This is a genomic window from Pseudomonas mandelii, assembly GCF_024138395.1.
Lineage (GTDB): Bacteria > Pseudomonadota > Gammaproteobacteria > Pseudomonadales > Pseudomonadaceae > Aquipseudomonas > Aquipseudomonas mandelii_E.
In genome coordinates this window covers 52,724-68,100 of record NZ_JAMYDU010000027.1, presented here as the reverse complement: position 1 = coordinate 68,100, position 15,377 = coordinate 52,724, and the positions used below count along the sequence as shown (strand labels likewise).

The 15,377-nt window shown below is 58.5% G+C and carries 15 protein-coding genes; 10 read left to right on the top strand and 5 right to left on the bottom strand.

The annotated features are described in order from the left end of the window. Positions 1-287 precede the first annotated feature (287 nt). A complete protein-coding gene (locus NHU87_RS25120; protein WP_253553326.1) occupies positions 288-656 on the top strand; it encodes a DUF6124 family protein in 369 nt (122 codons plus the stop codon). A 269-nt stretch (positions 657-925) separates the two neighbouring features. On the opposite strand, the gene NHU87_RS25115 is transcribed toward NHU87_RS25120, so the two are convergent. Further along, on the bottom strand, positions 926-1,642 hold the full coding sequence (locus NHU87_RS25115; protein WP_253553323.1) for an SIMPL domain-containing protein: 717 nt from the start codon (positions 1,640-1,642) through the stop codon (positions 926-928). A 243-nt stretch (positions 1,643-1,885) separates the two neighbouring features. Between NHU87_RS25115 and NHU87_RS25110 the strand changes: the two genes are divergently transcribed. The 5 genes from NHU87_RS25110 (at position 1,886) to NHU87_RS25090 (ending at position 6,857) form a co-directional block, all read left to right on the top strand. Continuing rightward, a complete protein-coding gene (locus NHU87_RS25110) occupies positions 1,886-2,074 on the top strand; it encodes a hypothetical protein (protein ID WP_253553321.1) in 189 nt (62 codons plus the stop codon). A 218-nt stretch (positions 2,075-2,292) separates the two neighbouring features. Beyond that, on the top strand, positions 2,293-3,555 hold the full coding sequence (locus tag NHU87_RS25105) for an ATP-binding protein (protein ID WP_030128039.1): 1,263 nt from the start codon (positions 2,293-2,295) through the stop codon (positions 3,553-3,555). Beyond that, positions 3,548-4,108 (top strand): response regulator transcription factor, encoded by a 561-nt coding sequence (locus NHU87_RS25100; protein ID WP_017336511.1) that lies wholly within the window; start codon positions 3,548-3,550, stop codon positions 4,106-4,108. The genes NHU87_RS25105 and NHU87_RS25100 overlap by 8 nt, the downstream gene beginning before the upstream one ends. Before the next feature lie 96 nt (positions 4,109-4,204). Continuing rightward, positions 4,205-5,932: an ABC transporter ATP-binding protein/permease gene (locus NHU87_RS25095; RefSeq protein WP_253553318.1), complete on the top strand. Its 1,728-nt coding sequence runs from the start codon at positions 4,205-4,207 to the stop codon at positions 5,930-5,932. A gap of 178 nt (positions 5,933-6,110) precedes the next feature. Next, a complete protein-coding gene (locus NHU87_RS25090) occupies positions 6,111-6,857 on the top strand; it encodes a FadR/GntR family transcriptional regulator (protein WP_253553315.1) in 747 nt (248 codons plus the stop codon). A gap of 181 nt (positions 6,858-7,038) precedes the next feature. Here the strand turns inward: NHU87_RS25090 and NHU87_RS25085 are convergent, their stop codons facing one another. From NHU87_RS25085 to NHU87_RS25070, 4 genes are all read right to left on the bottom strand, one after another. Further along, positions 7,039-7,230 (bottom strand): hypothetical protein, encoded by a 192-nt coding sequence (locus NHU87_RS25085; RefSeq protein WP_253553313.1) that lies wholly within the window; start codon positions 7,228-7,230, stop codon positions 7,039-7,041. A 216-nt stretch (positions 7,231-7,446) separates the two neighbouring features. Then, positions 7,447-7,851 (bottom strand): hypothetical protein, encoded by a 405-nt coding sequence (locus NHU87_RS25080; protein ID WP_253553311.1) that lies wholly within the window; start codon positions 7,849-7,851, stop codon positions 7,447-7,449. 132 nt (positions 7,852-7,983) lie between these two features. Next, positions 7,984-8,175: a hypothetical protein gene (locus tag NHU87_RS25075; RefSeq protein WP_253553309.1), complete on the bottom strand. Its 192-nt coding sequence runs from the start codon at positions 8,173-8,175 to the stop codon at positions 7,984-7,986. 14 nt (positions 8,176-8,189) lie between these two features. Further along, the gene (locus NHU87_RS25070) at positions 8,190-9,521 is read right to left on the bottom strand and encodes a phospholipase (RefSeq protein WP_253553307.1); all 1,332 of its coding nucleotides are present in this window, start codon (positions 9,519-9,521) and stop codon (positions 8,190-8,192) included. A gap of 234 nt (positions 9,522-9,755) precedes the next feature. Between NHU87_RS25070 and kdgD the strand changes: the two genes are divergently transcribed. The 4 genes from kdgD to garD all read left to right on the top strand — a co-directional run bounded on the left by kdgD (position 9,756) and on the right by garD (position 15,328). Further along, positions 9,756-10,667 (top strand): 5-dehydro-4-deoxyglucarate dehydratase, encoded by a 912-nt coding sequence (gene kdgD, locus NHU87_RS25065; protein WP_253553305.1) that lies wholly within the window; start codon positions 9,756-9,758, stop codon positions 10,665-10,667. Between the two features lie 73 nt (positions 10,668-10,740). Further along, the gene (locus NHU87_RS25060) at positions 10,741-12,186 is read left to right on the top strand and encodes an aldehyde dehydrogenase family protein (protein ID WP_253553302.1); all 1,446 of its coding nucleotides are present in this window, start codon (positions 10,741-10,743) and stop codon (positions 12,184-12,186) included. Between the two features lie 209 nt (positions 12,187-12,395). Continuing rightward, complete coding sequence (locus tag NHU87_RS25055; protein ID WP_253553299.1) at positions 12,396-13,763, top strand: MFS transporter; 1,368 nt, start codon at positions 12,396-12,398, stop codon at positions 13,761-13,763. 11 nt (positions 13,764-13,774) lie between these two features. After that, complete coding sequence (gene garD, locus NHU87_RS25050) at positions 13,775-15,328, top strand: galactarate dehydratase (protein WP_253553296.1); 1,554 nt, start codon at positions 13,775-13,777, stop codon at positions 15,326-15,328. Positions 15,329-15,377: the final 49 nt, after the last annotated feature.

Sequence of the window (15,377 nt, the reverse complement as noted above, 5' to 3'; positions counted from 1 at the left end):
TGGCGAGAGTCGGAATCGAGCCTTTAGTCACGCCCACCCCTTCAAGTCTAAACATACAAGCGAGCCTGCTCGCGATGGCGGCCTTACAGACAATGATGTTTATCGATCGGTAAAAACATCAGAACCTTCCCACATGTTTTTCAGGTTGTGCGTCGGAAGTCGCCTCTCTAACCTTTGGCTGTCGCTGCGAAATCAGCGATCAGGTGTGGAAACCTGAAATGAGTAGGGCGAAAGCCCTCACGACCATAATGGCAAGTGATGGCTCCAATTGTGATCAGGAGCTGCAAATGGACAACGATGATTCCGATTCGAACTTCAACAAAACCAACCCAAACGCCGAAGCCTCGCGCACCGAAGAATTACTCAAAGACCGCGAAGCCATAAAACGCGCCCTCGACTACTACCTCGATCCCCCCACGCAATACACAGAAAAACCGCGCCGCCCCAGCATCATGTTCATAATCGCCCCGGGTGCCGGCACCGAAAGCCTGCTGGTCCACGCCTACGAATCGTTGGCCTCAGCGAGTGTCCTAGCCACCGATTTCGCCAACAATCTTATCGGCCCGCAGCGTCATACGGCGTTGGCGATTCAGCAGACCATCATGCTGGCGGAGCTGGCGGTGAACCGAGCGCTGGATAACGTCGATCCGACATAGACACACCGCAAACAATGTGGGAGCGGGCTTGCTCGCGAAGACGGCGGTACATCCAACATCACCGTGACTGACACACCGCTTTCGCGAGCAAGCCCGCTCCCACAAAGTCATGCGCCAATTTCAAATCAGCACAAATCCTGTGGGAGCGGGCTTGCCCGCGATTGACGGCAGATCAATCAAAAGGCCTGACGGACAGACTCCATTTCTTCAGGGCAAAAAAAACCGGCGATCACTTATTGATCGCCGGTTTTCGTTCAACCCTTACCCAATCACTGCATCAACACTTCAATCGCCCCATCCGCCGTCATGCTGACCTGGCTGGTCCCTGCTTCAACCTCTGGCGTCACCGGCGCCGAATCCATGCCCGCCGCTTTCATCATCATCGGCCCACGCATGTACGGTTGTGGATAACCGTTGCTGTTGAGGTTCAGGTTGACGATTTTGTAGCTCTTGCCGCCCAGGGCGTCGGTGGCCAGTTGGGCGCGGGACTTGAAGGCGGTCACGGCTTCTTTGAGTAGGGCGTCTTCGCTGGCCTTGCGGGTGGGGGTGGCGATGGCGAAGTCCATGCCGCCCATTTTCAGGTCAGTGAGCAGTTCGCCGGTGAGTTTGGAGAGGGCGGCGAAGTCCGAGCTTTCCAGGCGCAGTTCGGCGCGTTCACGCCAGCCGGTGATTTTCTGGCCTTTGGTGTCGTAGATCGGGTAGCTGTTGCGGCTGCCCTGGCGCAGGGTGATGTCTTTGACTTCTTTAGCCTGGGCCAGTGCTTTGTTCATGGTGGTGCTGACGTCGGCGGCGAGTTTGGCCGGGTCGGTGTTTTGTTCTTCGGTGTAGAGGGTCACGATCATCAGGTCGCGGGCCACTTCCTGGCTGACTTCGGCGCGCAGGGAGATCTGGTTGTAGTGCAGCTCATCGGCGGCCAGCGCCGGAAGGCTGGCGACGCTGCCGACGGTCAGGGCGAGGAGGGCGGCGCTGCGGCGAAATGTATGCATGAAGGCTCCTTGAATGAGACGCAGGTGTTGGGTCGGGCTGCGTGAACCATCAGACTCTAGCTTTTATGATCCGGTTCGCTCAGTTACAACTTCTATACAGGTGACTGCTCCGCGCCGTCTGTCGGTTAAGTGACGGTACCTGTTAGTTCTGACAGTAGAAAATGTTTTCAACCTGTTGAAGCATGCAAACAAGTCGTCACAAGGGCTCGACTTGTCTGTAAATAACCATAAGGAAATCAGGTAATGGCTACTGAAGCTGAAAAAGACAATGCTAAAGCAGGTGGTTACAACGTTTTATTCACATGGTTCGGAACCGACGAATCATATGTCGTTTATTGGAAGGACAAGCCGGTCTCTGAACGGTATGGCTCTGAGTCCGCCGCCTGGGACGATGCAGTAGGCAAACGCTGGAGGGAGCAACATGAGCGGTAGCCAATTCTGCATTTATTCAGGTCAGTTCAGCACGCACTGAGTGACGGCGCGACAGAGCGGCGCTTCCTGGAGAGAGCGCCGTTCTTTTGCGTTTGGCACAGAGATCTATTTGATTTTCTCATTGGCTCCATGTGGCCGTTTGCCGCACTTTTGCCTGCCAGCCCCTGTGCTTGGTTATACTCCGTGCGATCCGCCTGGAGCGCTCATCAGGAGAGCTCATGCTCGCCCCCGTTCAAATCACTTCCGCCACTCGCCAGAACCTCTGGCGGCTCACGTTCATCCGCACGTTGGTGCTGGCCGCTCAGGCCGGTTCCGTAGGTCTGGCCTACTGGTTCGACCTGCTGCCGTTGCCGTGGGTGCAACTGGCAATGACCCTCGGTTGCTCGATCCTGCTCTGCGTGTTCACCGCCGTACGCCTGCGTACCTCCTGGCCAGTCACCGAGCTTGAATATGCACTGCAACTGGCCTGCGACCTGTTTATCCACAGTGCCTTGCTGTACTTCTCCGGCGGTTCGACCAACCCGTTCGTCTCTTATTATCTGGTGCCGCTGACCATCGCCGCCGTGACGTTGCCGTGGCGCTATTCGGTGATTCTGTCGGGTATCGCCCTGGCGCTTTATACGTTGCTGCTGGCGCGGTTCTATCCGCTGGAAACGTTCCCGATCGCGCGGGAGAACCTGCAGATCTACGGTATGTGGCTGAGTTTCGCCCTGGCGGCAGCGGTGATCACTTTCTTCGCCGCCCGCATGGCCGAAGAGCTGCGTCGTCAGGAAGAATTGCGTGCCATTCGTCGCGAAGAAGGCCTGCGCGATCAGCAGTTGCTGGCCGTCGCGACCCAGGCTGCCGGCGCCGCCCATGAATTGGGCACGCCGCTGGCGACCATGAGCGTGTTGCTCAAGGAGATGCGTCAGGACCATCCCGACCCGCTGTTGCAGGACGATTTGAGCGTGCTGCAGGATCAGGTCAAACTCTGCAAAGAGACCTTGCAGCAGTTGGTTCGGGCGGCGGAAGCCAATCGCCGCTTGGCGGTGGAGATGCAGGACGTCACCGACTGGCTCGACGAAGCCCTGAACCGCTGGCACCTGATGCGCCCGGAAGCCAGTTATCGCTTCCAGCGTCTGGGCCAGGGGACCGTGCCGCGCATGGCGCCGCCGCCGGACCTGACCCAGGCTCTGCTGAACTTGCTGAACAACGCCGCCGATGCCTGTCCCGAAGGCTTGCAAGTGACCCTGGACTGGAATGCCGAGGACTTGACCATCAGCATTCGCGACCATGGCGCCGGCGTGCCACTGGCCATTGCCGAGCAGATCGGCAAACCGTTTTTTACCACCAAGGGCAAAGGTTTCGGCCTGGGCCTGTTTTTGAGCAAGGCCAGCGTGACACGCGCCGGCGGCTCAGTGAAACTCTACAGTCATGAGGAAGGTGGCACGCTTACCGAGCTGCGCCTGCCCCGTGTCGCCCGAGGAGACGAACATGAGTGACGAGATCCAAGTCGAAGGCGAAGAACTGCCGCATTTGCTGCTGGTAGACGATGACGCAACCTTCACCCGCGTGATGGCCCGCGCCATGGCCCGCCGTGGTTTTCGCGTCAGCACAGCAGGTTCCGCCGAAGAAGGCCTGACCATCGCCCAGGCCGACATCCCGGATTACGCCGCCCTCGATCTGAAAATGGACGGCGACTCGGGCCTGGTGTTGCTGCCCAAACTGCTCGAACTCGACCCGGACATGCGCGTGGTGATCCTCACCGGTTACTCGAGCATTGCCACCGCCGTCGAGGCGATCAAGCGCGGCGCCTGCAATTATCTGTGCAAACCGGCGGACGCCGATGACGTGCTGGCCGCGTTGCTCTCCGAGCACGCCGACCTCGACACGCTGGTGCCGGAAAACCCGATGTCCGTGGACCGTCTCCAGTGGGAGCACATCCAGCGCGTACTGACCGAGCACGAAGGCAACATCTCCGCTACCGCCCGTGCCTTGGGCATGCACCGCCGCACGCTGCAGCGCAAACTGCAGAAGCGTCCGGTCCGTCGCTGAACGGACGCTGAACGATTATCGCCAGCCCTCGCGATAACACGAACCGATCATCTATGATCGGCTCGTGTGTGTTCTTTTCTTTATCGAGCCTTATCCATGAATCAGAACGCTGAGTATTCCGCGGTCAACGATGCTGTGCGCGGGCAGTTTTTTCGCAAAGTCTGGGCGATGACCACGCCTTACTGGCGCAGTGAAGAGAAGGGCAAGGCCTGGACGTTGCTGATCGCCGTGATCGCGCTGTCATTGTTCAGCGTGGCGATTTCGGTGTGGATCAACAGCTGGTACAAGGATTTCTACAACGCCCTGCAGAAGAAAGACGAAGCGGCGTTCTGGCAGTTGATCCTGTATTTCTGCGGCATCGCCGCCGTGGCGATTCTCGGCGCGGTGTATCGGCTTTATCTGACTCAGATGCTGACCATTCGCTGGCGGGCGTGGCTTACCGAGAAGCACTTCACCCGTTGGCTCGCCAACAAAAATTACTACCAGCTGGAGCAGGGCGGTTACACCGACAACCCGGACCAGCGGATTTCCGAAGACCTCAACAAGTTCACCACCAATACCTTGGGCCTGGGCCTGGGTTTGATCCGTAACATCGTTAGCCTGGTGTCGTTCTCGATCATTTTGTGGGGCGTGTCGGGCAGCATCGAAGTGTTTGGCTTCACGATCCCCGGCTACATGTTCTGGTGCGCGCTGGTTTATGCCGCCGTCGCCAGTTGGCTGACGCATTTGATTGGCCGTCGCCTGATCGGTCTCAACAACAACCAGCAACGCTTCGAAGCCGACCTGCGTTTCTCCATGGTGCGGGTTCGCGAAAATGCTGAAAGCATTGCGCTATACAACGGCGAGCCGAATGAGAATCGCCGCTTGAACAGTCGCTTCGGGCTGGTCTGGCACAACTTCTGGGACATCATGAAAGTGTCCAAGCGCCTGACCTTCTTTACTTCCGGTTATGAGCAGATTGCAGTCATCTTTCCGTTCATGGTTGCCGCGCCGCGTTACTTCACCGGCAAGATCGAGCTGGGTGAGCTGATGCAAATCAACTCGGCGTTCGCTAACGTCCAGGATAACTTCAGCTGGTTCATCACGGCGTACCAGGACCTCGCCGAATGGCGCGCCACCTGCGATCGTCTGCTGAGTTTTCGTCAGGCCATGAGCGACAACGAAAATCGCGCACCGGCCATCGACGTGCAGAATCAGGGCACGGCGTTGAAGGTGCATAACCTTGGCCTTGATCTCGCTGACGGTCGTCATCTGCTGACCAACGCCGACATGACCGTGGAGGAGGGCGAACGCGTCATGCTCAGCGGTCGTTCCGGCAGCGGCAAATCGACGTTGCTGCGTGCAATGGGGCACCTATGGCCGGCCGGCCACGGCAGCATTCGCCTGCCGACGGCACGTTATTTGTTCCTGCCGCAAAAGCCCTATCTGCCGATTGGCAGCCTGCGCGAAGCCTTGAGTTATCCACAGCCGGGCGACACCTACCCGCACGAGCGCTATGTCCATGTGCTGGAAACCTGCCGTTTGCCGCACCTGGTTTCGCGTCTGGATGAAGCCAATCACTGGCAGCGCATGCTCTCGCCGGGTGAGCAGCAGCGTCTGGCCTTCGCCCGTGCGCTGCTTTATGCACCGCAATGGCTGTACATGGACGAAGCCACTTCGGCGATGGACGAAGAGGATGAAGCGTCGCTGTATCAGGCGTTGATCGATGAGTTGCCGGGCTTGAGCATCGTCAGCGTTGGCCATCGCAGCAGCCTGAAGCGTTTCCACCCACGGCATGTGCGCATCGAGAATGGCCACTTGGTGGACCAGACCGTGACCGCCTGACACCGCACTCCTGTAGGAGCGAGGCTTGCCCGCGAAAGCCTTCACGCGGTTTCCGATTGAGGACCGCGTTATCGTTCTTCGCGGGCAAGCCTCGCTCCTACAGAGGCGGTGGTGATCGTACAACCGCGTTGAGCTATGATGCGGTTTCAGCCGTAATTTTCGAGAAAAGACGTTCACCATGGAAAACCCGATCGACGCACCTCGCCTCCCTCGCAAGCGCCGCAGTCTCGCTCAGGAACTGGTGACGGTGCTGTCCGAGCAGATCCGCGACGGTCATCTCAAACGTGGCGACAAGTTGCCCACCGAGTCGGCGATCATGGATGCCCATGGCGTCAGCCGCACCGTGGTGCGCGAAGCGATTTCCCGTTTGCAGGCCGCCGGGCAAGTTGAAACCCGTCACGGCATCGGCACCTTCGTGCTCGATACCCCTAGCCCGAGCGGTTTCCGTATCGACCCGGCCACCGTGGTGACCTTGCGCGACGTATTGGCGATTCTGGAATTGCGCATCAGCCTGGAAGTGGAATCCGCCGGCCTTGCCGCGCAACGTCGCAGCCCTGAGCAGTTGGCGTTGATGCGAGCGGCGCTGGACACGCTGAATGAAAGCGCCTCCCACGCCAGCGATGCGGTGGCTTCGGACTTCCAGTTCCACCTGCAAATTGCCTTGGCCACCGGCAACCGCTATTTCACCGACATCATGACCCATCTGGGCACCAGCATCATTCCGCGCACGCGCCTGAACTCCGCGCGCCTGGCCCATGACGACCAGCAGCACTACATGAGTCGACTGAGCCGCGAGCACGAAGAGATTTATGACGCAATTGCACGCCAGGATTCCGATGCGGCGCGGGCGGCGATGCGGTTGCATCTGACGAATAGCCGCGAGCGGTTGCGCCATGCTCATGAAGAGGCGCAGGCGCAACGTTGAACCGTGTTACTTAACACTGCCTATAGTTCGAGACGGACTTGCAGAACCGGAGAGACCACTACATTTCCGGCATCGTCACTGGTGCGATAGTGCAGTTTGGCCATAGCGCCTGGGACCAAACCTTCGGCAAAGATTTTTTTTGGAATAGTGAAGACAATGGGTTTTCCCACCATTTCGGGGGTCAGTAAGAGCCGATATGCCGTTCGTTACCAGTAGAGGTCTCAACGGTTAATTCGACTTCATCCCCTGGTCTCGCGTTTGGGTAAGGGGCAATGACGGCGTGTGCCGGGTCTATCAGGTTATGAACATAAAGCACGCCTTCGATGGCTTCTTTAAGTACGGGGGCAGGTAAGACTTTCTGTTGTGCAGTCATGATCAAAATCCCTTTAACAATGAATCGAACCGTTTAAAAAACTCGATTTTGCATGCGGCGCTGACGGAGCCGGTTCGTTAACTCCTGAACCATTTAGGCTAAGGAAGCAGTGAGCGGGCTACTGTTAGAAATAACAGTTTCGACGAACGGTATCAGGACATGAAAACCTTCAGCACAAAAAAACGCCTGACCGGTAAAGGTCAGGCGCGAACAGGGTCAGGCTTCGATATACAGTTTCAGAGGCTCCGAACACGGCTCCAGACTCGACTCATCCGCGAATTTGTAGCGCAATTCGATTGCTGTGTTCTGGTATTTCTCCAGCTCTGCTTTGGGGATTCGCAGTTCAATCCCCGTCAGTTTTACCATATCGTCGCTGGCATCATCCCAAGCGCCGGTAGGCTGTGCGAGGCCCTCCCAATCTGGGGCTTCCGTATCCGCCCCAAGGATTGGATAGACATCCCAATTTGGCGGAATATCGTTCGGATCCGGGACGCGGACTTTCAAGAAATCACCCACGTTCGACAGTTTTACGATTGCTTTGTCGGACTCGTGAGGCGAGAACCGGGGAAGAACCGGGATAGAAAAAGTCATGATGATCGCTCTCCGTGCGAAGTCTGCCATGATCCATTCATGGCAGCGGTCACACTGTACGTGGCGCATTCATGACATGCCGAGCGCGATTTTGACCAATCATTTCAGAGGCCGTGGCGCTCGCACCCTCACGATAGAGCCGGGCCTCGTCTCGCCACTCCCTCAGTCAGTCCTCAAAATCGAACGGTCCACCCTCACGGCCAGCTCAACGGCCCCAGGCTTTGTGTTGAACGCGATGTTCCCGCGTTCATCCACAACCGCCCGGGCAATCGGCAAGCCTTTGGACAGCAACTCCAGCGGCGCGCCTTTCAGCGACTGGCCCGAAGACAGTTCCAGTTTCAATTTGATGGTCATCAGTGATCTCCTTATCAGGCATTGGCCGCTGAATTCAGCACGCCGGTTGGTTGGTAGTCCTTGAGCAGCAGATAAGTGCTCCAGCCCCACCAGTCGTCAACGGTGGCGGTATCGTTGAGGTTGTTGACGTCCTTGCGCCGCAACACCTTGCTGCCCTCGACTTTGAACAGTGGCGAGAAATTGCCTGCCGGGTTCAGTACCGCTTTCAGGTCGGGCAGCCTTTTCAAAGCAGCAAAGCTGCCGGCCGATGGAGCCGTGCCACTGAGGTACGCCGCGAACACTTCATCCGCAGACACCTGAACCGCTTGATTCACCTGGGCGCGATTGGCGCTGTCGATGGTATCGAAGTAGCGCTTGTCACCGTAGGCGTGCCAGCGATCGCCGTTGCCGTTGCTCACGTTCAGGCCGAACTTGCTGTCTTCATCGTGCATGAAACGGGTAATCAACGAACCGAGATCACTGGGCGTGACCACCGCTGCCAACTGTTTGCGCGGTACTCGCAGGTGGCCGGCGGAATACAGGTCGGTCAGGTAGTGATCGGCAAACGCGTTCATCGCATACGCCAACTCCAACTGCTTTTCATCGCCGCTGTTGTGAGCCAGTACCGCTTGTTGCAGCGCTGCCGTGTGCCCGGCGATGTAGGCCAGCAACGCCCATTCGGCAAAGTGGTCGGCATTGTTGGCGGCCAGCTTCAGATAACGCCCCAAAGGGAACAGAGCCGAGACGAAACTGCCGCCACCGGTGATCTTGTTCCACTCTTCCGACAACGTATCACCGAGAGCGTCATAAGCTTCGTGAGGCTGTTTGCCGTCCCTGATCGCTTGATTGATGGCGGCGATTTCCTTCTGCATGACACCGAGGATCAACTTCGCCTCGGCGTTTGAGGCCGGCAGTACCGCCAGGGAGTTGAAGGCGTTGGTAAAGCGCTGGATTCGGTCCGCGGCTGTTGCGCCTTCGCAGATCGGTTGGTCGGGAATTCCATAAAAATCACCCCCCAGCGCAATCACTTGCCCATAGGTCAATGCCAGGCCATTGGGCAGGTGCAGTTCCACCTGAGAGGCCGGGATGGCAGGTGCATCCTTGACGAAACGCAGCAGGGTGCTGTCGCCGATCGCGGTATGTTCTGCCCCCTCAAACCTCAACTGGGGCGCGCCTTTCAGCGCATTTTTCGGTGGCGTCGGCAGTAGGCCCTGGCGCTGATGGTTGAGGCCATGATGGCTACCGGCCGTGAGTTTAAGCGTGTCGCCATCACCAGAAACAGCGATGCCGTGCTCGGTAAAAAGATCATCCAGATCGGCAATGATCTGCTTCAGGTTTTCCTTCGGTTTTGCGTGTAGACCTGACATTTCTAGCTCCTTGATATGTCGTAGGTAGAATTCAAACTAACTGTATGTATATACAGTTGTATGAATCATAGATGAGAACTTTCCTACGTCAAGGAATTACTTTTTCCTACGCAAGTTTTACGGCTCGCGATGAAATGCAGTTGACGGTTGTATTTTAAGTTGTACGATGACCTACAACTTCGGCAAAGGCTGAATGGTTTTCTCACACAACGTTGCTACCAGGGTGTTCGAATAATGAATCCACAAGAACTGAAGTCCATCCTCTCTTCCGGCCTGCTGTCGTTCCCGGTCACCGACTTCAATGTTCAGGGCGATTTCCATCGCGCGGGCTATATCAAACGTCTCGAATGGCTGGCCCCATACGGCGCCTCGGCATTGTTCGCCGCGGGCGGCACCGGTGAGTTTTTCTCTCTGGCGGCCAGCGAATATTCGGAAATCATCAAGACTGCCGTCGACACTTGCGAAACCAGCGTGCCGATCCTGGCCGGTGTCGGCGGTTCGACTCGTCAAGCCATCGAATACGCTCAGGAAGCCGAGCGCCTAGGCGCCAAAGGCCTGTTGTTGCTGCCGCACTACCTGACCGAAGCCAGCCAGGACGGTGTTGCCGACCACGTTGAAGCGGTCTGCAAATCGGTAAAAATCGGCGTGGTGGTTTACAACCGTAATGTCTGCCGCCTGACCGCTCCGCTGCTGGAACGTCTGGCCGAGCGCTGCCCGAACCTGATCGGTTACAAGGATGGCCTGGGCGATATCGAGTTGATGGTGTCGATCCGTCGCCGCCTCGGTGATCGCTTCAGCTACCTGGGTGGTTTGCCGACCGCCGAAGTTTATGCCGCGGCCTACAAGGCACTGGGCGTGCCGGTTTACTCCTCGGCGGTGTTCAACTTCATCCCGAAAACCGCGATGGATTTCTACCTCGCCATTGCTCGCGAAGATCACGCTACCGTTGGCAAGATCATCGACGACTTCTTCCTGCCGTACCTGGACATCCGTAACCGCAAGGCCGGTTACGCCGTGAGCATCGTCAAGGCCGGGGCGAAAATCGCAGGCTTCGACGCGGGCCCTGTGCGTGCGCCGCTGACCGATCTGACGGGCGAAGAGTACGAAATGCTCGCCGCGCTGATCGACAAGCAAGGTGCGCAATAACACTCGATAAAACCAGGGCCGCTGAGCAATCAGCGGCTTTTTGCGTGAGGACTTCTTTTAAAAGGGGCAGCCCGTGGCTGATTCAAAGCGTTTCGATAACTACATCAACGGCGAATGGGTGGCGGGCAGTGATTACTGCGCCAACATCAACCCGTCCGAGTTGACCGATACCCTCGGCGATTACGCCAAGGCTGATCTGGCTCAGGTCCACGCCGCCATCGACGCCGCTCGCGCCGCGTTCCCGGCCTGGTCCACTTCGGGCATTCAGGCTCGCCACGATTCACTGGATAAAGTCGGCAGCGAGATTCTCGCCCGTCGCGAAGAACTCGGCACTTTGCTGGCCCGGGAAGAGGGCAAGACCCTGCCCGAAGCCATCGGCGAAGTAACTCGTGCCGGCAATATCTTCAAGTTCTTCGCCGGTGAATGCCTGCGCCTGTCCGGCGACTATCTGCCGTCGGTGCGTCCGGGCGTCAACGTCGAAGTCACTCGCGAAGCGCTCGGTGTGGTCGGCTTGATCACCCCGTGGAACTTCCCGATCGCGATCCCGGCGTGGAAAATCGCCCCGGCTCTGGCTTACGGCAACTGCGTTGTGTTGAAGCCTGCTGATCTGGTGCCGGGCTGTGCCTGGGCGCTGGCGGAAATCATCTCCCGCGCAGGCTTCCCGGCCGGTGTGTTCAACCTGGTGATGGGCAGCGGTCGCGTGGTTGGCGATGCGCTGGTGCAGAGCCCGAAAGTCGACGGCATCAGCTTCACCGGTTCCGTGGGCGTGGGTCGTCAGATCGCTGTCAGCTGCGTATTGCGTCAGGCCAAGGTTCAGCTGGAAATGGGCGGCAAGAACCCGCAGATCATTCTGGATGACGCCGACCTCAAGCAAGCGGTCGAGCTGTCGGTACAGAGCGCGTTCTATTCCACCGGCCAGCGTTGCACCGCGTCGAGCCGCTTCATTGTCACCGCCGGGATTCACGACAAATTTGTCGAAGCCATGGCCGAGCGCATGAAGTCGATCAAGGTCGGTCACGCGCTGAAAACCGGCACTGATATCGGTCCGGTCGTCTCGCAGGCTCAGCTTGAACAAGACATGAAGTACATCGACATCGGCCAGTCCGAAGGTGCACGTCTGGTCAGCGGCGGTGGTCTGGTGACGTGTGAGACCGAAGGTTACTTCCTCGCCCCGACGCTATTTGCCGACAGCACAGCGGCGATGCGCATCAGCCGCGAAGAGATCTTCGGCCCGGTGGCCAACATCGTTCGCGTCGCCGATTACGAGGCAGCGCTGGCCATGGCCAACGACACCGAGTTCGGACTGTCGGCGGGCATCGCTACCACGTCGCTGAAGTACGCCAACCACTTCAAACGCCACTCCCAGGCCGGGATGGTGATGGTCAACCTGCCGACCGCCGGCGTGGATTACCACGTTCCGTTCGGTGGGCGTAAAGGTTCATCCTATGGATCACGTGAGCAAGGTCGCTATGCGCAAGAGTTTTACACGGTCGTGAAGACCAGCTACATCGGCTCCTGACAGGAAACACCGCGGTATCGGGTGCCACCCCGGTGGTGCCGATACCGCAAACCGACGTAGGAGCTGCCGCAGGCTGCGATCTTTCGATCTTGATTTTCGGCGCGTTTGAAGGCGCTAAAGATCAAAAGATCGCAGCCTTCGGCAGCTCCTACACCGGGCAAAAACAGCTTCACCCGCGCATAAAAATAATCAGTGGGAGTACATCTACAATGCAATCGACCAAGCCGACTCACGTCCGCTATTTGATCCTGCTCATGCTGTTTCTGGTGACCACGATCAACTACGCCGACCGGGCCACCATCGCAATCGCCGGCTCCAGCCTGCAAAAAGACCTCGGCATCGACGCCGTCACCCTCGGTTACATCTTCTCCGCATTCGGTTGGGCCTACGTAGCCGGGCAAATTCCCGGTGGCTGGCTGCTGGACCGTTTCGGTTCGAAAAAAATCTACGCGCTGAGCATTTTCACCTGGTCGCTATTCACCTTGCTGCAGGGCTATGTCGGAGAGTTCGGCATATCCACTGCGGTGGTTGCGCTGTTCATGCTGCGTTTTTTGGTGGGCCTGGCCGAAGCGCCATCCTTCCCCGGCAACGCACGCATCGTGGCGGCCTGGTTCCCGACCGCAGAACGCGGGACAGCGTCGGCGATCTTCAACTCGGCGCAATACTTTGCCACCGTGTTGTTCGCGCCGCTGATGGGCTGGATCGTCTACAGCTTCGGTTGGCAGCATGTGTTCATCGTCATGGGCGTGATCGGCATCGTCTTCTCGGGGATCTGGCTGAAGGTGATCTACAGCCCGCGCCAACACCCGATGATCAACGACGCCGAGTTCAAGCACATCGCCGACAACGGCGGCATGGTCGACATGGACCAGGACAAAGGCAAAGGCAAAAAGGGCGACGGTCCGAAGTGGGATTACATCCGCCAACTGCTGACCAACCGCATGATGCTCGGCGTATACCTGGGCCAGTACTGCATCAACGGCATCACTTACTTCTTCCTCACTTGGTTCCCGGTGTACCTGGTGCAGGAGCGCGGCATGACCATCCTCAAGGCCGGCTTCATTGCCTCGCTGCCGGCGATCTGCGGGTTTATCGGTGGTGTGCTTGGCGGGGTGATTTCCGATTACCTGCTGCGCAAGGGCCACTCGCTGACCTTCGCCCGCAAGGCGCCGATCATCGCCGGCCTGCTGGTTTCCAGTAGCATCGTGGCCTGCAACTATGTAGATGTTGAATGGATGGTCGTCGGCTTCATGGCCTTGGCGTTCTTCGGCAAAGGCGTCGGTGCATTGGGCTGGGCGGTGGTGTCTGACACCTCGCCGAAACAGATCGCCGGTCTCAGCGGTGGCCTGTTCAACACCTTCGGCAACATCGCGTCGATCACCACGCCGATCGTTATCGGTTACATCATCAGCTCCACCGGCTCGTTCAAATGGGCGCTGGTGTTCGTTGGTTGCAACGCGCTGGTAGCCGTCTTCAGCTATCTGGTGATCGTTGGCCCGATCAAACGTGTGGTGCTCAAGGAGCCACCTGTCAGCGGTCCTGAAACCAACAATAAGTTATCTGAAGCGCATTCCTGAGGAGCGGCGTCATGCAGTTGATTGAACATTCCGACTCGCCGCGCTACATCCGCCTCCATGAGCGGGACAATGTGGTGATCGTGGTCAACGATCAGGGCGTGCCGGCCGGCACTGAATTTCCCGATGGCCTGGTCACCGTGGATTTTGTGCCGCAGAGCCACAAGGTCACGCTCGAGGACATTCCCGAGGGCGGCCAGGTGATTCGTTACGGCCAGACCATTGGGTATGCGTTGCAGCCGATTCCTCGCGGCAGTTGGGTCAAGGAAGATCAACTGCGCATGCCGACCGCGCCACCGCTGGACAGCCTGCCGCTGTCCACTGAAGTGCCGGCCTCGCAGGCACCGCTGGAAGGCTTCACCTTCGAAGGCTATCGCAACGCCGACGGCACTGTCGGCACGCGCAACATTCTGGGCATCACCACCACCGTGCAGTGCGTCACCGGGGTGCTCGATCATGCGGTGAAACGCATCAAGGACGAGTTGCTGCCCAAGTACCCGAACGTCGATGACGTGGTGGCGCTGACCCACAGTTACGGCTGCGGCGTGGCGATCACCGCCACCGACGCGTACATCCCGATCCGCACCGTGCGCAACTTGGCGCGCAACCCGAATTTGGGGGGTGAAGCGCTGGTGATCAGCCTGGGCTGCGAGAAATTGCAGGCCGGGCAGGTGATGCACGAGAACGACAGTTCGGTCGATCTCAGCGAGCCGTGGTTGTACCGCTTGCAGGATTCCAGTCATGGTTTCACCGAGATGATCGAGCAGATCATGGCGCTGGCCGAGACTCGTTTGAAGAAGCTCGATCTGCGTCGTCGGGAAACCGTGCCGGCGTCCGAGCTGATCCTCGGCATGCAGTGCGGTGGCAGCGATGCGTTCTCTGGCATCACTGCCAACCCGGCACTCGGCTATGCCTCAGATCTGTTGTTGCGGGCGGGGGCGACGGTGATGTTTTCCGAAGTCACCGAAGTGCGCGATGCGATTTACCTGCTGACGTCCCGCGCCGAAACCGAGGAAGTGGCTCAGGAACTGGTGCGGGAAATGGACTGGTACGACCGTTACCTGGCCAAGGGCGAAGCGGATCGCAGTGCCAACACCACACCGGGGAACAAGAAGGGCGGGTTGTCGAACATTGTCGAGAAGTCCCTGGGCTCGATCGTCAAATCCGGCAGCAGTGCGATCAATGGAGTGCTTGGCCCTGGCGAGCGCTTCAAGCGTAAAGGGCTGATTTTCTGCGCGACCCCGGCCAGTGATTTTGTCTGCGGAACGTTGCAGTTGGCGGCGGGGATGAACCTGCATGTGTTCACCACCGGGCGGGGTACGCCTTATGGGTTGGCGATGGCGCCGGTGGTGAAGGTGTCGACCCGCACAGAACTGGCGCAGCGCTGGCCGGATTTGATCGATATCGATGCCGGGCGGATTGCCACCGGGCGAGCTTCGATTGAAGAGCTTGGCTGGGAGTTGTTCCACTACTACCTGGACGTGGCCAGCGGCAAGAAACAGACGTGGGCGCAGCAGCATAAGCTGCATAACGACATCACCTTGTTCAACCCGGCGCCGATCACGTAAGACCGCGTTATCGTTCATCGCGGGCAAGCCCGCTCCCACAGGGGCTTCT